16 protein-coding genes are annotated in these 20,845 nt (G+C 65.8%); 10 read left to right on the top strand and 6 right to left on the bottom strand.

All coding sequences use genetic code 11. The features are described 5' to 3' along the window. The first annotated feature begins 12 nt into the window (after window positions 1-12). Entirely contained in the window at window positions 13-417 is a 405-nt protein-coding gene (locus ACVCNR_RS12660) for a hypothetical protein (protein WP_447075049.1), read from the top strand. A 159-nt stretch (window positions 418-576) separates the two neighbouring features. Next, window positions 577-2,100, top strand: coding sequence for a copper-containing nitrite reductase (gene nirK, locus ACVCNR_RS12665; protein WP_354194968.1), 1,524 nt, complete (start codon window positions 577-579; stop codon window positions 2,098-2,100). A gap of 69 nt (window positions 2,101-2,169) precedes the next feature. On the opposite strand, the gene ACVCNR_RS12670 is transcribed toward nirK, so the two are convergent. After that, window positions 2,170-3,222: a linear amide C-N hydrolase gene (locus tag ACVCNR_RS12670; RefSeq protein WP_447075050.1), complete on the bottom strand. Its 1,053-nt coding sequence runs from the start codon at window positions 3,220-3,222 to the stop codon at window positions 2,170-2,172. 254 nt (window positions 3,223-3,476) lie between these two features. Here ACVCNR_RS12670 and ACVCNR_RS12675 point away from each other — a divergent pair, with 254 nt between their 5' ends. The 5 genes from ACVCNR_RS12675 to ACVCNR_RS12695 all read left to right on the top strand — a co-directional run bounded on the left by ACVCNR_RS12675 (window position 3,477) and on the right by ACVCNR_RS12695 (window position 11,721). After that, a complete protein-coding gene (locus tag ACVCNR_RS12675; RefSeq protein ID WP_447075051.1) occupies window positions 3,477-4,934 on the top strand; it encodes a phospholipase D-like domain-containing protein in 1,458 nt (485 codons plus the stop codon). A 153-nt stretch (window positions 4,935-5,087) separates the two neighbouring features. Then, the gene (locus ACVCNR_RS12680) at window positions 5,088-5,930 is read left to right on the top strand and encodes an endonuclease/exonuclease/phosphatase family protein (protein WP_435521556.1); all 843 of its coding nucleotides are present in this window, start codon (window positions 5,088-5,090) and stop codon (window positions 5,928-5,930) included. A gap of 270 nt (window positions 5,931-6,200) precedes the next feature. Next, window positions 6,201-8,537, top strand: a complete 2,337-nt coding sequence (locus ACVCNR_RS12685; protein ID WP_447075052.1) for an AGE family epimerase/isomerase — start codon at window positions 6,201-6,203, stop codon at window positions 8,535-8,537. A 206-nt stretch (window positions 8,538-8,743) separates the two neighbouring features. After that, a complete protein-coding gene (locus ACVCNR_RS12690) occupies window positions 8,744-10,558 on the top strand; it encodes a GumC family protein (RefSeq protein WP_447075053.1) in 1,815 nt (604 codons plus the stop codon). Beyond that, window positions 10,555-11,721, top strand: coding sequence for a glycosyltransferase family 4 protein (locus tag ACVCNR_RS12695; protein WP_447075054.1), 1,167 nt, complete (start codon window positions 10,555-10,557; stop codon window positions 11,719-11,721). Before ACVCNR_RS12690 ends, ACVCNR_RS12695 begins: the two co-directional genes overlap by 4 nt. Here the strand turns inward: ACVCNR_RS12695 and ACVCNR_RS12700 are convergent. Then, on the bottom strand, window positions 11,619-12,824 hold the full coding sequence (locus ACVCNR_RS12700; RefSeq protein ID WP_354194978.1) for a glycosyltransferase: 1,206 nt from the start codon (window positions 12,822-12,824) through the stop codon (window positions 11,619-11,621). The genes ACVCNR_RS12695 and ACVCNR_RS12700 overlap by 103 nt on opposite strands. A gap of 148 nt (window positions 12,825-12,972) precedes the next feature. On the opposite strand from ACVCNR_RS12700, the gene ACVCNR_RS12705 reads away from it, so the two are divergent. Further along, window positions 12,973-14,085, top strand: coding sequence for a glycosyltransferase family 4 protein (locus ACVCNR_RS12705; protein ID WP_354194980.1), 1,113 nt, complete (start codon window positions 12,973-12,975; stop codon window positions 14,083-14,085). A 37-nt stretch (window positions 14,086-14,122) separates the two neighbouring features. On the opposite strand, the gene ACVCNR_RS12710 is transcribed toward ACVCNR_RS12705, so the two are convergent. Next, a complete protein-coding gene (locus ACVCNR_RS12710; RefSeq protein WP_354194982.1) occupies window positions 14,123-15,241 on the bottom strand; it encodes a glycosyltransferase family 2 protein in 1,119 nt (372 codons plus the stop codon). A 550-nt stretch (window positions 15,242-15,791) separates the two neighbouring features. On the opposite strand from ACVCNR_RS12710, the gene ACVCNR_RS12715 reads away from it, so the two are divergent. Further along, window positions 15,792-16,454: a sugar transferase gene (locus ACVCNR_RS12715; RefSeq protein ID WP_354195187.1), complete on the top strand. Its 663-nt coding sequence runs from the start codon at window positions 15,792-15,794 to the stop codon at window positions 16,452-16,454. Here ACVCNR_RS12715 and ACVCNR_RS12720 read toward each other — a convergent pair. Further along, on the bottom strand, window positions 16,429-16,755 hold the full coding sequence (locus tag ACVCNR_RS12720) for a hypothetical protein (protein WP_354194984.1): 327 nt from the start codon (window positions 16,753-16,755) through the stop codon (window positions 16,429-16,431). The two genes, ACVCNR_RS12715 and ACVCNR_RS12720, sit on opposite strands and share 26 nt — an antisense overlap. 141 nt (window positions 16,756-16,896) lie before the next feature. On the opposite strand from ACVCNR_RS12720, the gene ACVCNR_RS12725 reads away from it, so the two are divergent. Then, the gene (locus ACVCNR_RS12725) at window positions 16,897-18,330 is read left to right on the top strand and encodes a hypothetical protein (protein ID WP_447075055.1); all 1,434 of its coding nucleotides are present in this window, start codon (window positions 16,897-16,899) and stop codon (window positions 18,328-18,330) included. Between the two features lie 58 nt (window positions 18,331-18,388). Here the strand turns inward: ACVCNR_RS12725 and ACVCNR_RS12730 are convergent, their stop codons facing one another. Both ACVCNR_RS12730 and ACVCNR_RS12735 read right to left on the bottom strand, forming a co-directional pair. Then, window positions 18,389-19,813 (bottom strand): polysaccharide biosynthesis/export family protein, encoded by a 1,425-nt coding sequence (locus tag ACVCNR_RS12730; protein WP_447075056.1) that lies wholly within the window; start codon window positions 19,811-19,813, stop codon window positions 18,389-18,391. A 15-nt stretch (window positions 19,814-19,828) separates the two neighbouring features. Next, entirely contained in the window at window positions 19,829-20,704 is an 876-nt protein-coding gene (locus ACVCNR_RS12735) for a glycosyltransferase family 2 protein (protein ID WP_354194990.1), read from the bottom strand. Window positions 20,705-20,845: the final 141 nt, after the last annotated feature.

The following is a 20,845-nucleotide window of genomic DNA, read 5'->3' on the forward strand; positions in this document are numbered from 1 at the left end:
AGGAGACCTGAAATGAAATTCTTCCGCGAACTGGAGCCGGACGTCTATCTGGGCGTCGGCAAGCTCGAAACCGAACAGGACGGTCATGACTGGACCGGTGAATATGATGCGCTTCTGGCGCGCGGCCGGCTTATGGCGATCATCGTCACGGACGGCGACCGGCCGCTGCCGCCGGCCGGCAAGCCGATGATCCTGTGGATGAAGACGCGCAAGGCGGAGCTTGCCCGGCTGGTGGCCGGCACCGTCCATGTCATCGAGGACGAGGAAGAACGCGGGTCGATGGAGCGTGCTCTGCCCGGCCGTGCCAAGGCCTCTCCCTATCCGGTGGCGATCGCGGCAACCGAGGCCGAAGCCCTTGAAAAGGCACGCGTCATTCTGGATCATGCCGTGGCGGAGGCTTGTGCTGCCGTGAAGTAACGGCCTCAATCTTGTCCTGTTCTGTTTTCCATCGCACTATGGAAAAAGGAGAGGATACCTACGATGAACAAGACAAGGAAAGCTGGACCGGGCATGCTTGGTGCCCGACCACTTACGACTTCAGCAACGCATTCGGCGCGGGACCGGGCGAAACGGCGCATGCCGGCCCGGCTCCTCGCCATCATGGCGGCGCTGCTTTCGATCATGCTCTGGTCGCCGACCCTGGCCCAGACCCACAATCACGGCGCGGGCGCGGGAACCGCGCAGGCGGATACCGCGCAGCCCCAGCCTGCCCAGTCGGAGCCGGCACCGGCCCAGACCACGCCCGCACCGGATGCCGATGCGTCGTCCGGCGGTTCGAGCGCCGCTCCGGTGGTCAGCTACCACAGTCCGACGATTTTCACGCTCAGGACCGGCATCGCCGGCGGGCGCATGGTCTATCTCGGCGTCGGCGGCGACATCGACGGCGAGATCAACCCCACCCTCATGGTGCATGAGGGCGAACTGGTGCAGATCAACCTCATCAACGGCGAGGGTGCCGAGCACGACGTGGTGATCGACCAGTATGCGGCGCGATCCTCCATCGTCGTCGGCAAGAACGCCTCGTCCACCTTCTCCTTCATCGCCACCAAGGTGGGTGAGTTCGCCTATTTCTGCTCCATCGCCGGCCACCGGGAAGCGGGCATGGAAGGGCTGGTCCACGTCATGCCCGGCCCGCGCAGCGAAATGGACACCAATGCCGCCGACATCGTGCGCGATCCCGCCGACCTGCCCGGCCCCATCGGCCAGCGTGCGCCGCAGGTGGTGCGCGTCGACCTGGAGACGGTGGAACTGACGGGCCGCCTCGACGACGGCACCACCTATGTCTACTGGACCTTCAACAGCAAGGTGCCGGGGCCGTTCCTGAGGGTGCGGGTCGGCGATACGGTCGAGGTCCACATCAAGAACGCCGCCGACAGCGTCATGCCCCATTCGGTGGATTTCCATGCCGCGACCGGTCCGGGCGGCGGTGCCGACTTCACCCAGATCGCGCCCGGCGAGGAGGCGGTGGTGACCTTCCAGGCCTTGAAGCCCGGCATCTTTGTCTATCATTGCGCGACGCCCAGCGTCGCCCACCACATCACCAGCGGCATGTATGGGTTGATCCTCGTCGAGCCGGAAGGCGGGCTGCCGCAGGTCGACCGCGAGTTCTACGTCATGCAGGGCGAAATCTACACGGTCGAACCGTTCGGCACCAAGGGCGAGATGGAGATGGACTATGACAAGCTGCTGTCCGAGCAGCCGGAATATTTCCTCTTCAACGGTTCGGTCGGCGCGCTCACCAAGACCCATCCGCTTTATGCCAGCGCGGGCGAGACGGTGCGCATCTACTTCGGTGTCGGCGGGCCGAACTTTACCTCGTCCTTCCATGTGATCGGCGAGATCTTCGACCATGTCTACACGCTGGGCAGCGTCACCTCGCCGCCGCTCACCGGCGTCCAGACGGTGACCGTTCCGCCGGGCGGCGCCACCATCGTCGACTTCAAGATCGACCGCGGCGGGCACTATGTGCTGGTCGATCATGCCCTGTCGCGGGCCGAGCGCGGACTGGCGGGCTACCTGATCGTCGACGGACCGGAGAATGACGAGATCATGCATTCCGGCCCGGCGGGCTCGATCCCGGCCCCGGACAGCGCCGAATAGGAAGGGCCGCGCTGGACGGAACTGAAAAAAGAAGCAAGGGGCGCTTCCGGGGAAGCGCCCCTTGCCTTGTCATTCGGCCGGTTCGAAGGCGAATGGCTCGGCTGCCACGAACGCGCCCGAGACCTCGCCGCTGAAAATGTGGCGCTGGTCCGGGCCGAGATCCAGCTTGCGGACTTCGCTTGCCTCGCCGAAATCGAGCTTCTTGAGGTCGACCCAGAAGACGTTCGGCGAATAGACGGACTCGAAATAGTAGAGCTTGTCCTTGTGGTCGGCCACGGTGCGCCAGCGCGTGGTGGACAGGTTGGGCTGATTGTCGATCGAGATGCCCCATGGCGCCGAGGCATTGCGGATGACGCTGAACACGGCGGCGGCCGCCTCGCGCGTATCGTCGGTCTTGGGAATGGCGTTGATGAGGAAGCTGGCGCGGGCGAAGCGATCCTCGGCGCGGCTGGTGCCCGGCAGGAACACGTTGCCGGGGATCTTGCCCCAGTAGCGGGTGATGGCGAGCTGGTCCTCGAAACGCGGCTCGTTGGTCATCACCTGATAGTCGCGGCTGTGGTGGATATCCAGCCTGCCGTCGATCCATTCGAAAATGGCGCTGTCGCCGGTCGCGTCCGAGAGCGACAGATGCAGCGTGGTCAGCTTGCCGGGCTGGCCGGGCACTTCGCCCGTCGCAGGATGCAGCGGCGTGGTCCGCGCATGTTCGACCGCCTCGGCGACGGTCGCGAACTGGTCGAGGAAGTATTGCGCCCAGATCGACAGGGAGATGCGTGGTGTCTTGCCATCGTCCTCGGGATATTGGGCATTGACCAGCCACAGCATATTGGCGACCAGCCCGGCCTCGTTCATGCCGTCCGTGGTCGAGATGTCGTAGCCCGACACGATCACACTGCCATAGCGCGAGGACCATTGCGCCGAATTGGGACCGGCCGCGCCGTTGCGCTGCATGCCGCGCGGAAGCACCCACAGATTGGAGATCATCTTGTCGCGCCAGTCCATGGAGCGGCCGGTCAGGTAGCGGCCGTCGGGGCCGTGATAGACCACGCGCGTGCAGGCTTCGGCGATGTTTGCCGCAAGCAGGGAAGCAGCGAGCATTGTGCTGGCGACGAGTTTGGCTTTCATCTTTCGATCTCCTGACACGGTGTGGGAAGCGCCTCGATGGGAAGCTTCGCTGCTCATTCTAGAACGAGGATAGCGGATCGGCGACGCGATTTGCCACGGCAGTACAATGCCAGGCCGTGGATGAGGCGGGTCCGCCTTCCGCATTCGCGGCGTCTCGCCATGACCGGCCGGATTCGGCCATCGGACCCGTTTCCACTTTCCCGGCTCATGCTCTAGGTTCTTGCCAGTGCAGGGTTGCCGGAGTCGCTTTGCCCATGTGGGACCTCTTGCTGGCCTATTGGCCGCATATTCTTGCCGTCATCTCGGTGCTGGTCGCCGCCGTTGCCGGCGTGCATGCGGCCATGACCAAGGACGAGGTGCGCTCGGCCATCGGCTGGGTCGGCGTCATCATCCTGTCGCCCATCGTCGGCGCGCTGATCTATGCGGTGGCCGGCATCAACCGCATCCGGCGCGATACGCTCGCCGCCGAACGCTCGGCGGCCGGGCACGAGAAGCCGGTGCACCCGGGCGCGGACGTGACCGATGAAATGATCGCCGACCGCTACGGGCGGCGTTTCGCGGCCCTGAAGAGCGTGGGCGACCGGCTCACGCACCACAGCATGACCGCCGGCAACTCCATCGACATGCTGAAAAGCGGCGACGAAGCCTATTCGGCCATGATTGGGGCGATTGCCGGCGCGCGCCGCAGCATCATCCTCGAAACCTATATCTTCGACCGTGACCCCATCGGATTGCGCTTCGCCGATGCGCTGATCGCGGCGGTCAAGCGTGGCGTCGTCGTGCGCGTGCTGATCGATGCGGTGGGCGCCCGCTATTCGGTGCCCAGCATCGTCCGCTATCTGCGCGATGGCGGCGTTCCAGCCGACGTCTTCAACGGCCGAATCATCGTCGGCCTGCGCCTGCCTTACGCCAATCTGCGCACCCACAGGAAGATCGTTGTGGTGGATGGCGCGGTCGCCTTTGCCGGCGGCATGAACATCAGGCAGGGCTTCACCGCCGAGTTCGCCGGCACGGCCAGCGCCAGGGACACGCATTTCTGCATAAGGGGTCCGGTGGTCGCCGACATCTTCGCCATCGCGGCCGAGGACTGGTTCTTCGCGACGGACGAGCGGCTGGCCGGCGAGGCCTGGCAGATCGAGCCTGCGGCGGTGGAGCCCGGCGCGCCCGTCTTCATGCGCGTCTTGCCTTCGGGGCCGGATGCGAGCCTGGAAACCAACCACAAGATGTTGATGGGAGCCTTTTCGGTCGCGCGGCGCTCCATCCGCATCATGTCGCCCTATTTCCTGCCCGACCGCGAGCTGATCAGCGCGTTGACCACCGCGGCGCGGCGCGGCGTCGACATCGACATCGTCGTGCCGGCCGCCAACAATCTGGTGCTCGTCGACCGGGCGATGACGGCCCAGTTCGACCAGGTTCTGCGCAGCTACTGCCGGGTCTGGCGGGCCGAGGGCCCGTTCGACCACTCCAAGCTTTTGGCCATCGACGGCACCTGGGCCTTTGTCGGCTCCTCCAATCTCGATCCGCGTTCGCTCAGGCTGAATTTCGAGATCGACCTGGAGGTGCTCGACGCCCGCATCGCCGGTGAGATCGACGCGCGCATCGCCGCCATCGTCGAAAAGGCGACGCCGGTGACGCTGGCCGGCCTGCGCGTCCGCTCGTTCCCCGTACGGCTGGTGGATCGCATCCTGTGGCTCGGTTCGCCCTATCTTTGAAGCGCCGGGGTGCCGAAGGTCATATCTTTGACAGGAAAGACCTTAAGCTGTTTGGGCGTTGCGTCGTGATTCGCGCTTCCCTAACTTAGGGAAAAGTCCCGACTCGCACCCGCAGCTCCAGCCTGCGCAGTCCACAGGGAGACGGCAAGGAACATGCAGAAGCTTGGCAGCGGACTTCCCGCCAGCATCCTGGAGCGGATTCGCATGCGCCGGAACCATGCGGGGCATGTGCCGGCGGTGGAGCATGGCGGCCAGTCCGGCCTTGTCGTGGCTTCCTACAATGTCCACAAATGCGTCGGCACCGACGGGCGCTTCGATCCGGAGCGCACCAGCCGGGTCATCCATGAGATCGGGGCGGACGTCATCGCCCTGCAGGAGGCCGACAAGCGCTTCGGCAACCGGGAAGGGCTGCTCGACCTGACGCGGCTGGAGCGCGAGGCGGGGCTGACGCTGGTGCCCGTCTTCGGCAAGGCCAAGGCGCATGGCTGGCATGGCAATGTGGTGCTGTTCCGGCGTGGCGCGGTGCGCGACGTGCACCAGTTCAAGCTGCCGGGGCTGGAGCCGCGCGGCGCCATCATGACCGAGATCGATCTGGAGGCCGGCGGCAGCATCAGGATCGTGGCCGCCCATTTCGGCCTTCTGCGCCATTCGCGCACCCTTCAGGCCCGCATGATCCTCGACATCATGAATGCCAGCGCCGAGACACCGACCCTGTTGATGGGCGACCTCAACGAATGGCGCCTCAACGACCGTTCGGCGCTCGCCATGTTCGAGGCGGCCTTCGGGCCGTTGCCGCCCGCGGTGCCGAGCTTCCCATCGCGCCTGCCGCTGCTGGCGCTGGACCGCATCATCGCCAACCGCACGGATATCGTCTCGCCGGTGATGGCGCACGACACGCCGCTGGCGCGGGTCGCGTCGGACCATCTGCCGATCAAGGCCTTCGTCAAGCTGGCGGCCGATGGCGAGGACGCGCAAGGCGAGCGCCGGGCGGCGTAAGGCGCCACAGGGCGTCAACCCTGTTCGTTATACCCGTGGCTAAGCCTTCCGTCGATCCTATAACACCTTCTGGCAATCGTTAACCTGGATTAATCGGGCGCGTCTGCGACATCGCCTATGGTCCGGTCTTGGGGCCGGTTCGCATCCTCTCGAACAGGGCAGGTCGGTGTCTGTGCACGGGCCGACGGATGCCGCTTTCGGGGACAAGCCGGGTATCGGGCGGTTGCGAATGCTCAATCGAAAGGGACGGATAAACGGGGGTGGCTGATCATGGCCGAGCGCATTTCGTGTTTCGTGATGAGTGGCGGGGTCGGGTCGCGTTTGTGGCCGCTTTCGCGGGAGGACAATCCCAAGCAGTTCCACGATCTGTCCGGCGACGGCTCCATGCTGGTGAAGACGGTGCGCCGCCTGAAGGCGCGTGAAGAGGGGCAGACCCCGGTCCACATCATCGCCGCCGAACGCAACGCCGAGCGCATCCGCACCGACCTTGCCGGTTTCGACTATAGCGGCGGCGGAGCGATCTTCGAGCCCGTCGGGCGCAACACCGCGGCGGCTGTGGCGATCGCCGCCCTGCACACCCTCAACAGCCACGGCGACGGCATCGTGCTCATCGTGCCGTCCGACCATGCCATCACCACCGACCGCCAGTTCTGGGACAGCGTGGAGGCCGGCGTGCCGGCGGCGAAAGCCGGACAGGTGGTGGTGTTCGGCATGAAGCCCACGCGCCCCGAAACCGGCTATGGCTACATCGAGGCGGGCGACGACCTGGCCGAACAGGACCAGCAGGGGGCGGGCGTGCGCCGCGTGGTCCGCTTCGTCGAGAAGCCCGATGCCGAAACGGCAAGCCGTTACCTCGCGACATCCGATTTCTTCTGGAACACCGGCATCTTCCTGTTTCGGGCGGCGGTCATCCGCGCGGCCTTCCTCAACCATCATCGCGACATCTGGCTTCAGGCTGAGCGGGCGCTCGACACTGCCGCGCGCGACCTGTCCGGCATCTACCTGCCGCTCGATTCCTATGCGTCGATCCCCTCGATCTCGGTCGACTATGCGATCATGGAGCATCTGTGCAACATCGCCATGGTGCCGGCGCGCTTCCGCTGGAGCGACCTGGGGTCCTGGCAATCGCTGCTCGAGGCCAGCCGCACCGACGAGCGCGGCAATGTGGTGATCGGCGACGTCGTCGCCATCGATTGCGAGCGCTCCTATCTGCGCAGCGGCGGCCGGCTGCTGTCGGTCGTGGGCCTCAAGGACGTGGCGGTGGTGGCCACCGACGACGCCACCTTCGTCGCCCCGGTGGCCGAGAGCCAGAACGTCAAGCATGTCGTGGAGCAGCTCGAGAAATGGGGCCGGCTGGAGGTCAAGTTCACGCCCGCCCATGACCGCGTGGTGCTGCCCGGCGCCTGGCGCCAGCGCGTGGCGCACTGGCTGTTCGAGGAAACGCTGCCGCGCTGGTCGACGGCCGGGGTCGACGAGCGCCATGGCGGCTTCCACGAAGCCTTCGCCTTCGACGGCACGCCGCTTTGCAAGCCGAAGCGCATGCGCACCATGGCGCGGCAGGTCTATGCCTATTCGGTCGCCAAGCTGCGCGGGTGGGACGGGCCGGCCGACGACCTGATCGCCCATGGCATCGCCTTCATGGAAAAAGGCCGCACCAAGCGCGGCGGCTGGGCGCGCACCCTCAATGTCGACGGCTCCATCGCCGATCCGTGCGAGGATGCCTATGACCATGCCTGCGTGCTTCTGGCGCTCGCCTATGCCCACCGCGCCGGCAATCCCGACGCGCTGGCGCGGGGCGAGGAGGCCATGGCCTTCGTCGAAACCTGGCTCGAGGACGAGCGGCTGACCGGCTTCCTCGAAACCTGCGACGGCACCGAATTGCGGCGCTCCAATCCGCACATGCATCTGCTGGAGGCATTCCTGGCCTGGCACGAGGTCACCGGCGCGCGCAGCTATCTGCGCCGCGCGGCCCGCATCGTCGACCTGTTCAGGACGCATTTCTTCGATCCCGAAAGCTGGACGCTCGGCGAATATTTCGACAATGAATGGAAACCGGCACCGGGCGGGCAGGGTGTGTGGACGGAACCCGGCCATCATTTCGAGTGGGCTTCGCTGCTCGTCGAGTTCGCCGCCCGCACCAAGCAGTCCGACCTCATTCCGTTCGCGCGCAAGCTCTATTCCTCGGCGGTGGCCAATGGGCTGAACCGCGCCACGGGTCTCGCCTATGGCGCGGTGTCGCGGGACGGGTTGCCGCTCGACCTGATCTCCCGGAGCTGGCCGCAGGCCGAGGCGATCAAGGCGGCGATCGCGCTCGACCGTCCGGAAGGCCCCGACCTCAAGCCGGAGATCGAGGCGCGCGTCGGCCGGCTGTTCCGCTGGCACATCGACCCGGCGCCCACCGGCTTCTGGATCGACCGCATCGACGAGCGGGGCAAGGCGGTGGCGGGCGAAGTGCCGGCCAGCATCTTCTACCATCTGGTGACGGCGCTGATGCAGTATCTCGACAAGACCGAAGGCGCCGTCGTCCATTCGCTCGCCGTTCCGGGCGTGGCTGCCGTCGCCGAGCCGGCCGAGCCTGCCCGTCCGGCGCTGCGCGTCATTGCCTGAAACCGGCGGCAGGCCATGTCCCGGCGGGCAGCCGCCTTTGCCCGCCGCCTACCTCGATTGGTCGTGTTTTCGCGCCGGTGGGGGAGCGCTACTCTGGCAGGCAGGGCAGGCACAGCAGGGGGCAATTCTTGCAACGCCATGTATGTCGTTTTCGATGGAATCCGGCCTTCGCGATTCTTGCTGGCCGGTAGCTGGAGATTGCAGCCATGCTAGAGCGCCAGTGGGCAGCGGCGGCGGCACGACCCGATTGGCGTGGTTCCGGCGCCTCCGCGGAATTCATCAACCTGTCGGATATCCTGGCCTTCTTCAGCCGGTACGTCGTTTCGATCCTGCTGTGGGCGCTGGTGGGCATCGTCGGCGCGAGCCTCTATCTTGCGACCTCGGACCGGATTTTCACGGCGCGCACCCAGATCCTGATCGAGCCCAAGCTGCCGCAGTTCATGCAGCAGCAGATGGTCGAGGTGAGCCTGTCGCTGGATACGGCCCAGATCGAGAGCCAGCTCGCGCTGCTGCGCTCGCAGAAGATTGCCATGATGGTGGTCGAGGAACTCGGCCTGGCCCACGATGAGGCCTTCAGGGACACGGGCGGCCCCGGCCTCGGCGAGAGGGTTGCGCGGCTCCGGGCGCTGCTTTCCGGAAAGCCGAATGTGCCGGCCTCCGTCGAGGAGGCAGATGCCGACCAGACGGAGGCGGCCCTGAAGCAACGGGCGGCCGACATCTTTTCCCGGAGCCTTGACGTCCAGCGCGTCGGCGTTTCCTACGCCATCGATATCTATTTCAAGTCGCAGGACCCGGCATTGGCCGCGCGCATCGCCAACGCCACGGCCGATGCCTTCGTGCGCGAGCAGATGGAAACCCGGGCGGTCGCGGCACGGGAAGGCGTCGTCTGGCTGGAAAAGCGCATCGACGAAGCCGGCGCCCAGATGAACAAGGCGACCCAGATCGCCCAGGAATTCCGCGCCACTTACGACTATCGCATCGACAAGCCGGATGACGCCTCCGCTGCCGACGGCAGGCATGCCGACGCGCCGACGCTGGAACAGCTCGAGGTGCAGGCCGAAACCTATCGCAAGATGTATGAGAGCCTGCTTTCGGCCTATGCCGGCGCGGTCAACCAGCAGCCGTTCCTGATCGCCAATTCACGCGTCATCACTACGGCCGTGCAGCCGAACGTGCAAAGCCAGCCCCGCAAGCGCTTGACGCTGATCTTCGGCGCCTTTGCCGGGCTGATGCTGGGCGTCGGCCTTGCCTTCGTCCGCCACAGCCTGGACCGCACCCTGCGCACGCCGCGTCAGATCGGCGAGCAGCTGGGGCTGGTCTGCATCGGCGAATTGCCGCCGGCCGTCTCCCGCAAGGGCCCCGGCGTCTATGACGAAGTGGTCAGGGACCCGCACTCGCCGTTCAGCGCCAATCTCCGGAGCGCAAGGGCTGTCATCAGCCTTGCCGATGCCGGAAAATCCAGGCTGTGCATCGGCATCACCTCTGCGCCTGCGGGCGGGAACAAGAGCGCGGTGGCCAGCAACCTGGCCGCCCTCTATGCCGCCTCGGGCGTGCCGACCCTGCTCGTCGACATGGACCCCCGTTTCACATTGACCCATGCGTTCGGGGGAAGGTTTGCCCGCGCCGACACGGACGATGGTCTCCATGAACACGGCTCCGCCGCCTGCGAGATCGGGACCGTCGCGCCGGCGCTGTTCGATTTCCTGCCGAACGCGGAACGCGGGCCGGCCACACTTGCCTTGCCTGCCAACATGCAGGCCCTGCTCAAGAAGCTGGACGGCTACAAGGTCGTCATATTCGACCTTCCGGCCTATGAGTTCGGGGCCGATGGCCTGCTGGTCTGTTCGCTTCTGGATGGGGTGGTGGTCGTCGCCGAGGGAGATCGCACGCCGCTCGATTCGCTGGCCGATCTTGCCCGTACCCTGCGTATCGCCAATGCGCCGCTGCTGGGCGTTCTGTTGATGCATGCGCGCCGCCTGCCCCGGCTGCCCCTTCGCCGCCTGCTGCGCCGTTCGGCATGATGGCACACGCGGCGCGGCATTGGGCGATCAACGGCCGCTTCCTGGCCCAGCCGGTCACCGGCGTGCAACGCTATGCGCGTGAAGTGGTGCAGGCGCTGGATGCCCTCATCGCCGCGGGCGGTCCTCTCGCTCATGCCCTGAGGGTCGAGCTTCTGATGCCACCGGAGGCAAAGGACGATCTCGCTCTTGTGGCGATCCGCAGCCGCTCGGTCGGCAATTTCGGTGGGCATGGCTGGGAACAGACCGTGCTTCCGGCGCATGTCAGGGGCGGCCTCGCCAGCCTCTGCAACAGCGGCCCGCTGGCGGTGAGGAAGCAGATCCTGTGCGTCCACGACCTCAACACGCGCGCTTATCCGCAAAGCTATTCGCTGCCGTTCCGGCTCCTCTACCGCACCCTGATCCCGGCGCTCGGCCGGACGGTGCGGCATGTCGCCACCGTGTCGGATCATTCCGCGGCGGAGCTGGTGCGCTACGGCCTGTGCGGGGCGGGCAAGATCACCGTCGCCCCGGACGGCTACGAGCATGCGCTGCGCTGGACGCCGCGCCACTCGCCGCGCACGCGGGCCGTCGCCGGCCCCCGCACCGTCGTGCTTCTGGGCAGCCGTGCCCCGCACAAGAACATCGGCCTGATCCTCTCCATGAGCGACCGGCTCGCCGCCGCTGGCCTGCGGGTGGCCGTGGCCGGGCTCTCCGATGGGCGGGTCTTCGGCGCGGTGGAGGAGCGGGCGGCATCGAATGTCGAGTGGCTGGGCAGGATTTCGGACGACGAGCTTGCCGCCCTGCTTGAGGACAGCCTGTGCCTTGCCTTTCCTTCCTTCGTCGAAGGGTTCGGCCTGCCGATGCTGGAGGCCATGGTCCGCGGCTGCCCGGTGGTGGCGTCCGACCGCGCCAGCCTGCCCGAGATCGGCGGCGATGCCGTGCTCTACGCGCCGCCGGACCGGGCTGACATCTGGTTCGACCATTTCATGCGCCTGGCGGGCGATGCGCGGTTGCGCGACACCATGGTCGCGCGTGGCCGCGTGCAGGCCAAGCGGTTCTCCTGGGCAGACTCGGCCCGGCGCTATCTGGAACTCATGGCAAGGGCGGATGGGCTGGCGACGAATGTTTCGGCGGCGCCGGCAAGCCCCGATCTCGTTTCGGCCACCACATGCTCGAAGCTGTAGGCCCGCGCATAGCGCAGCGCCTCCACCTGGGCCGCCGCCAGCGCCCTGGAGTCGCCGAGGACGGCGGCGACGCTTTCCCGGGTCAGGGGAAAGACGCAGTCTTCGTAGCCGGGCAACAGGCCGGTGAAGGCGCCCGGCGCGGCGAACACCGGCCGGCCGGCCGACAGTGCCTCGATGATCTTGATCTTGGTGCCCGTCCCCTCGACGGGGCAGATCACCGCCCGGGTGCTGGCATAGAGAAGGTTCAGGTCATCGACGAAGCCGAGCAGTTCGGCCCCGCTTGCCGCGGCAACCCGCTTGTCGCGGCAGACGCTGCCGGCAATGGCGATTTTCAGCGGCAGCCCCCAGCCGGCGTAGGAATTCAGGAAGCCGCTGATCGCGCTCGGGTTCCATCTGTTGTTGGAGCCCACGAAAACCAGGTCATATGTGGGCGCGACGCCGGCGGGCCGGGGGTCGCTCCAGCCCTGCAAGGCAGGCGGCACGATGCGCACGCGATCGCGTTCGAGCAGCGATTTCAGGAACAGGCCTTCGCTGTAGGAGGTCGACCATATCTCGTCGACCTCGCCGAGGTAGAAAAGCTCGCGCTTGAGGGTGAGGATCGATCTTGGCCCGGGCCGGCCGGGAGGGTCGTCCTGTATCCGTTCCAGTGCGGCCAGATCATGGGTGTCGACGATGATGTGCGGACCGGGAGAGCCGTTGAGATGGGACATGCCCCACGGATAGCTGACCAGCGCCAGCTTCAGATCGGGATCGCGCAGCAGCCGGTCGAACTCCGGCGTCAGCCCCGGCAGATGGGTGCGCAGGGCACGGGCCGCGGGCCTGCCGCCGAGATAGGAGATCAGGCCCTTGAACTTCTGGACGATGGCGAGCTTCCGGCTCCAGTCGTCGAGCACCAGCTCGGCGCCCGGAAAGCGGGTGCGGAACGCTTCGATGCCTTTCGGGTTCCAGGGCCATTGGTGATGGTTGCGATAGGAATAGACGACCACCCGCCAGCCCAGGGCAAGCAACATTTCCACGCCCTGGCAGGCGCGCACATGGCAGCCGTCGGTCACGGCGCTGAAACAGCCCGCGAAGAAGAAGATGGCCAGGCTCCGCTTCTCCACCCTTGCCTCCCGCTGCTTCCAGCCCCTGAACGGTGTCCGGCAAATTCTCAATCCGAAATCATTGACGAGTCAAACGCATCATGAGGCAATGGCCTACCGTTTCTGGATGAGGCCGGGATGGTGCGCGCAACCATTGGGGGACTGTGGGATGGGCAAGGACGACAAACCGGGCAAGGTCTATGTCAACGGCCGCTTCCTGCGCGGGCCGATCACCGGAACCTCGCGCGTGGCCGAGGAGGTTCTGGCCGCATGGGACGCGGCGATCCGCGCCGGCGACGCGAGGTTTGCGGGTGCGTCGATCGAGGTGCTGTGCCCGAGCGACGCCACGCGCTCGCTGCCGCTCGAGGCGATCCGCATCCGCCGCCGCAATCTCCTCGGCGGCAAGTTCTGGGAGCCGGTCGACCTGGGATTGCTGGCATGGACGGGAACGCTGGTCAATTTCGCCAATGTCGCACCCCTGTATCATCCGCGCGCGCTCACCTATGTGCACGACGCGCAGATGTTTCTCTATCCGGAATCCTACCCGTCCGGCGAATTGTTCACGCACCGGCCCCTGATGCGCGTGGCCGGGTGCATGTCGCGCCGCGTCGTCACCGTCTCCGAGTTCTCGAGCCAGATGCTCCAGCGCTTCGGCATCGCCCCGGCCTCGAAGATTGCGGTCATTCACAACGGCGCCGACCATATAGTGCGGGTCGCGCCGGATGCTTCGGTTCTCGCACGTTTCGGCCTGTCGCCGCAGGGCTATGTGCTGATGCTCGGCAGCGCATTCCCCTACAAGAATGTCGAGGTCATCTACCGGGCCTTCGCGCGCATGGGGGAAAGCCGGCTCAAGCTCGCGGTCATTGCAAGGGCCGACCTGCGCAAGGCCGTCGGTGCGGTGCAGGAAGTCGGAGACAGGCTGGTGGTCGTCTCGGGCGTGAGTGACGCGGATCTGCGCGCGCTCTACCAGAATGCCCTCGTCTTCGTTCAGCCGGCGCGAACGGAGGGCTTCGCCATGACCCAGCTCGAGGCGCTGAATTCCGGCGCCCCGGTCATCACCTGTGCATTGGGCAGCATGCCGGAGGTGCTGGGCGACGACGTGGTTTATGCCGACGCGGACTCTCCCGGTGACTGGGCCGAAGCCATTTTGCGCTTCGAGCGCGATCCCCGGTTGCGGGAAGAGATGGTGGCGCGCGGACAGGCCATGGCGGCGCGCTACACCTGGAGGCGGACAGCCGATGCCCTGTGGCGCGAAGTCGAACGGCTGGCCTCGCGCGGCTGAAAATCCCTGACCGTCGTCGTTCCGGATGTCTTCCGGCTCAGGATGCCAGTCCGTCGGGAACACGCTCGGGGCGTTTCCGCGCCGCGGCCTCGATCAAGGCGGGCGACGGCGCCTGGGCGCACCAGGGGGTGATGTCCCGGATGAGTCCGAGTTCGACAAGCTGTTCCGCGCCTTTGAATTCGGTGCTGCGCTCATAGCTCAGGTCGAGATGGCCGCGCCGGCGGATGGTGTCGGCATAGAGGATATATTCCGTCCCCCGCCGATAGTGCTCCTTTCGCGCGGCTTCCTCATTCACCCGTCTGGCGAAATCGGCGAGGAACTTGAAGTGGCAAAGAACCATGTTCTCGCCGTGCAGGTGGCCGCCCGTGCCGCCATGTGCATTCGTATATCTGAATCCCGATCCCGTCAGGACGAGCGGAACCTTGGACAGGCACGGCATCTGGCGCGGCATGCTGCGCACGACCGTGGCCACGAGGCTGTCGGGCACATGGGGCAATATCCGATCCATCTGGCCGCAAAGCCAATAGTCGACCCATGTGCTGCGGGCCTCCTTCTCGAAGGACGAAAGGATCCGCACCCGTGGCCCGCCGACGATCTCCAGCGCCGCCCCGGTTTTCCCCCACGGCTTTTGCGGGCGGAACCGGAAGATATAGTCGAGGTCGAAGCAGGGCGAGACCTGGAAAATATCGGAATCTTCCTCCAGCCATGCCGTTTCCAGCGGGCCGCGAGGATACATGTCGAGCATGAAGGCGTAGATGGCGTTGCGGTTCTGCCGGCGCACCTTGTCCAGAACCGCCGACAACGGCGATTGCGGCCAGCCCCGGTAGACCAGCAATTCGTCGCAGTCCGCGAACAGCACCCAGGTGCCGGGTGAAATCCTGTCGTGAAATTCATGGGCCCAGTCGACACCGAAATTGGACTGGGCGTAGCCGCCGTCGATCCGGGTGAAGACGACGTCATCCTGCGCGGCCAATATATCCCACGTGGCGTCCGTCGAGCCGTTGTCGACGATAGCGAATTGCCTGACGCCGATGTCCCGATAGTGGCGCAGCCAGGCATGCAGCCGCAGCGACTCGTTTCGCATGACCGCGAAAATGACGAGGTCTTGCTGCGCGCGGTTCACCTTTTCGATGAAAATGTCGGGAAGAACGTTCACGCCGGGCCTCCGGTCCATCTGTCGATTGCATGGTCGCCGGCAGTCGCACGACGCTGCCGGCAGCCAGCATGTCCGAGAAAGTGGATCGGCGCACGCCACACAAAGGGGGCAGTCCATATACGCCAAAAGATGAAAGGCGCCGGGCGTGCGGCCTTGCGAGGCTTCGGGCACAGCTTGCGGAGCCGAAGGATTCCGGCCGGCACGCGATCGCTTCCTGCAACCGCCTACGTGACCTCGCCTCACGCCGCCCGAAGCCGGCAACTCACGGGGACAATAACATTTTGGGCGTAATCCCGTGGCGGGGCGTGCCACCGGTTACCACTATTGATCCACTTGCGATTGCACATGTGTCTTCGACATTCTGGCATCTGACAAGCGACAACCATACGTGGCGGCAAGGGGCGTCTTTGGCATGTCGACCAGGACGAGATCATATGCCAGAAGCGGCGCGCTTCTGGGGCGGGAACGATCATTGACGAACCGCAGGCACTTCCCGCATCTGGGGTTCGTGCCATCGCCCCCGGATGACGGGGCGGACGGTTTTCTTTCAATGCCGGCGGCAGCCGGCGCCGGCGATTTCTCGACCACCCATTCCCGGCCGCTCGGTGGTCGCGCCAAGCGGCTGATGGATATCGGCATTGCGGTGACGGCGCTTGTCCTGGCCATGCCGCTGATGCTCGCGGTGGCCCTGCTCATCAAGCTCGTCTGCGGCGGGCCGGTGCTGTTCTCCCACCGCCGGATCGGCTTCAACGGCAGCGCGTTCCGCTGCTACAAGTTCCGTACCATGGCCGTTGATGCGGAGCAGCGGCTCCAGGCCTATCTGGCCTGCAATCCGCAGGCCGCCGAGGAGTGGCGGCAATCCCGCAAACTGAAGCGCGATCCGCGCCTCACGGTTCTGGGCAACATGTTGCGCAAGTCGAGCATCGATGAGCTGCCGCAGCTCTTCAACGTGCTGCGCGGCGAGATGAGCTGCGTCGGCCCGCGGCCGATCGTTGCGGACGAACTGCGGCGTTACGGCTCGGTGGCGCGGGACTATTTGCGGACGAGGCCCGGCCTCACCGGGCTCTGGCAGGTCACCGGCCGGGATTCGGTCGATTATGCCGGCCGGGTTTCGCTGGATGCCGAATATGTACGCAACTGGTCGATCGGCGCGGATCTGCTGATCCTCGTCCGCACGGTCGGCGCGGTCATGAAATTCGATCAGGCTTCCTGAGGCCGGCCGGGCGTTTCAGGAGCCGGTTCGTGGTGAGCGGAGCGTCGTCCTGTGCCGGGCCCGGCCGCTTCCTGCGATGGCGCAATGCCGCAAGGCCGAGGCCGGCAAGGTAGCCGCCTTGCAGCACGAGAATGAGGTACAGGGTTCGAAGCAGGATGAGCTTGAACGGCAATCCCAACATGAGGCCGCCCGCCATGGCAGCCACCGCCACCAGCAGCGTGGCGGCGAGGATTGCGGGTGCAAGAAAGCGGGCGCCGATGAACAGGCCCATCAGGCCGACCGCAACGAGTGCCAGGGTCACGACGATCTCCACCCTTCTGCCGTTCTCCAGTCATCCACCCGCATGGGAAAAAAGCAGAGTCTGTCAAATCTGTGAAGTGGGTTTGCGTTCGAGACGAACCGACCTTCGCCAGCGCCTTGCGGCCGCGCCGGGATTGAGACGATGCAGCCATCCATAGCTGGCATGCTCGTATGCGCCGGAATTCTGGTCTTCGTCCGCTTCATGGGCTGGTCGATGATCGTCGCCTTCATGGCCTCGCTGGCCTTCGGAACCACCGCGATCGGCACCTTGAGCGCGGTGGGCGGTTCGTCGCCGCAGATCTACACCGTCTTCGCCGCGCTGTTGCTGGTGACCGCCGTGGCGCGCAAGGGCATCTGGCGCGAGCTGGTGACCATTTTCAGGCGCATCGGGGTCGCTTCCGTGGTCGTGGTCCTGATGGCTTACGCGATAATCGGGGCCGTCCTGTTCCCGAGATTCTTTGCCGGGCAGACCAGTGTCTTCGTCGCGTCCCGCACCAGTCGCGGTGTCTACGAAACGGCGCTGGGGCCCACTTCGGCCAACATCACCCAGACAGCCTATTTCACCCTGAGCATCCTGGTGTTCCTTGGCGTTTGCCTGCTTTTGCGCCGCCGCGAGGCGCTGGTCGACGTGAAGCGGGGCTTCTTCCTGTGGTTCGGGCTGCATACCGCCATGGGCATCATCGACCTTGCCGGCAAGATGGCCGGGGCGGGAGACGTGCTGGGGCCGATCCGCACTGCCAACTATGCCATGCTGACGCTGACCATGGAGGAAGGGTTCTGGCGCATCGCCGGCGCCCAGTCCGAAGCTTCGGCTTTTGGCTCCGTCTCGCTGGCCGGATTGGCCTTCAGCTATACTTACTGGCGCAGGACCGGCTCCCGCTTTGCGGCGGCGATCGCCGCCGTGCTGTTCCTCCTGCTCCTCTTGTCCACTTCGACGACCGCCTATGTCGGCCTTTGCCTGCTCGGCCTCCCGGTCGCGTTTTCCCTGGCACGATCCTTCCTTGCGGGCCGGTTGAGCCTGCAGGAGTTGTTGCTGGTGGTGCTGATGGTCCTGCTGGGCTTCGTGGTGCTGGCTGTCAGCCTCTACAATGCGAAGTTCTTCGACCCGATGTTGCGCCTGATCGACCATGTCGTCACCAACAAGCTGTCATCGGCGTCCGGCCAGGAACGCAGCTACTGGAACTACAAGAGCATGCAGGCCTTCTTCGACACCAGCGGTCTGGGCATCGGCCTTGGCAGTTCGCGGGCGTCGAGCTGGGCGATTGCCGTGTTGTCGCAACTGGGCATGGTCGGCTCGATCCTCATCGCCACCTTGCTGGCGGCGCTGGTCTGGACGCCCGCCCGGTCGCGCCGGGTCATGGAGCCCGAGCTGGATGCGATCGTGTCGAGCGCCCGCGCGGGCGCGCTGGCCGCGCTGCTGGCGCTGTCGATCGTCGGTGGGCTCGCCGACCCCGGCATGGGCTTTTTCGTGCCGCTGGCCGTTGTCATGGCCTGTGGCGCGCGAATCTGGGATGACGCCGATGCGCAGGATCAGGTCTATGGGCGAACCGCCGGTCCGCTACCCGTCGCCAGATAGGCCGCCTGGCGGGCTCGCCAGCCCGTGCCCCAGGTCGCTGTCCCTGAGCCCGGCGTCCCTATTTCGCTTCGCTGGCGTTGCCGGCGAGTTCGGCGGGATCGATATCGAGGCTGGCGGGGTTGGCGCGTGTGCCGGCGGCGGCTGCGGGCGTGCCGAATTCCTTCAGATACTCCGGCGGCAACGGAATCTCGACCTTGACCGTGTCCCCCGGCAGCACCGGGCTCGACATCGTGCCTGTCATTTCCGTGACGGTTCCATCGGCCCCCGGCCTGTAGATCGTATAGAGCGGTTCCGCCTGCTCCATGCGGGCCCGCTGTGCCAGCAACCGGGGAGCCGCCAGTTCCGACTCGTAGATCAGCCGCGCGGTGGTTTCCGCCTTGCGGTCGAGCGTATCGAGTTCGGCCTGCGTGTCGCGCAATGCGGCGGTGATCTCGTTGCGGCGCGTGTCCTGCAACTCGATGATCTGGATGTCGGTGCGGCTGATTTCCTGCCGGCTGCGCAGCAGGCCGGTTTCGGCCGCAAGCCGCTCGCTCTGCACCTGCGCCAGAGCGCGCTCCAGCGACAGTTCGCGCGGCGCGGCTGCAAGCCCCTTGTTCACCAGTGCGGAGACGCTGCCCAGTTCCTTCTGCACCAGCTCTATCTGCTTGTCGAGGAAGGTCAGTTGCGCGCCGAGCGACGTGACTTCCTTTTCCAGGAAATCGCGCAGATTGTTCAAGGCGCGCACCTGCGTCTCGAGCCCTTCGCGGCGGGCCTGGAAGATGGCCTGCTCCTGCTGCATCAGGATGGCGACGTTGCTGTTGTCCCGGTAGGCGGTAAGCTCGGGGGGAAAGGCGATGCTTTCCGATTGCGCCAGCTCCGCTTCGAGGCGTGCCTTGCGTGCCAGCAGGTTGACCTTGCTCAGGCCGATCAACTTCGCCTCGCCCTGGCCCTGGATGATCTCGCGCTCGTAGCGGTCCATGCGTTCCTCGCGTGTCCGCAACCCGCCGGCGATGCCCACGGCCTGCAACACGGTCAAGCCCGGCCGGTAGGCGAACTCGCCGGACTGCGCGACCTGACCCAGAATGTAGAACGGCCGGTATTGCACCACTTCCACGGCGGTGTCGGGCCTGCGGCCGAGACCCATATTGTGCACCAGGGCGTCGCCTATGATGCCGGCCAGTTCGGAGGTAGTGCGCCCGGCCGCCTCGATCTCGCCCGCCAGCGGCAGCGAAAGCGAGCCCGCCGAGTTCACGACGAACATGTCGTTGAGCGCCGTCCACTCGAAGACCGCATCGCGCGAGGCGCGCCACTCATAGACCTTGATGCGGATCTTGTCCTGCGCGCCAAGGCGATAGTCGTCGCTGTGGGCCGGGCCCAGGGCAAGCAGCAGGCTGGCCGAGGCGGCGCAAATCGTCAGCACCGTGCCGGTGCCGGCCGATTTCTTGCCGTGGGATGGCCCGCGGCGCTCGATGCTACGGGATGACAGGAGCCGGTGGATGAACATGATCGTGTTCCAGCATTAGATTTCGAGGATGTATTCCGGTTCGATGCGCCCTCGCAGCAGGTGCCCGAGGGCGATAAGGTTGCCGCGCAGGCGGCCGCGCCTGTCGACATAGAATTCCGGCCGGATGCTGCGGACGATATTGGCGATGATCGTTCGGGCCATGAGCTTGAACGCGAAATCGCCCGGCATGGTGCCCTTGCGGAACAGATAGACCGGGTTGGCGACCTGGGAATAGCCGAAGCGCACCCCGCTGACGCGGCCGCTCTTGACGCCGAGATGGACGCTGCGGATCGACGGCAGGGACACCACCCGCCCGCGTCGTCCCAGTTGATAGGTGAAGTCGATGTCCTCCTGCCAGCCATAGAGGACCAGGCGCTCATCGAAGCGCAGGTCGCCGATCACGGAGGAGCGCATCGACATGTTGTTGCCCTGGGCGCCGACCATGTCGAACACGCGCATGTCGACCTCGCCGCCGGCTTCCGCCTCGCGGATGATGGCGATGCCTTCTTCCCACGAAATGCCTTTCGTCGACGCGCCGTCGCGGACGATGCCGCCCATGACCACGGCCCAGTCGGGATTGTCCTCCAGCGCCCGCGCGACGCGTTCCATATAATCGGTCGCCGGGATCAGGTCGTCGTCGAGAAAGGCGATGATGTCGAAGCGGCCGAGGGCATAGTCGAGCGCGCGGTTGCGCTGTGCCGTGAGGCTGGGGGGGCCGTAGAGCCTGCGCACCGGGAAACGCGTCTCGACGTCGGGAACATGCGTCTCGTCGGGAGCCGAGATGATGACCTCGTGCGGCAAACGCGTCTGGTGCCCGAGCCATCTCAGCAGGCGCTCCAGCACCTCCTTGCGCCCATATGTGGGAATGATGACCGCCAGGCTGAGCGACATGAACGAACCCCCGTCACAGTTGCGACCCCATGCCGTTCGTCCGTGACGGACGGCAATCATGATCCTAAGTGCCGGGCGGGCAGGAAACAGCCTGCAAATAAGGCGTCGGTTCGCGCAAATATAGCTCCATCGGCGTAGCGG

It is taken from the genome of Aquamicrobium terrae, assembly GCF_052978165.1.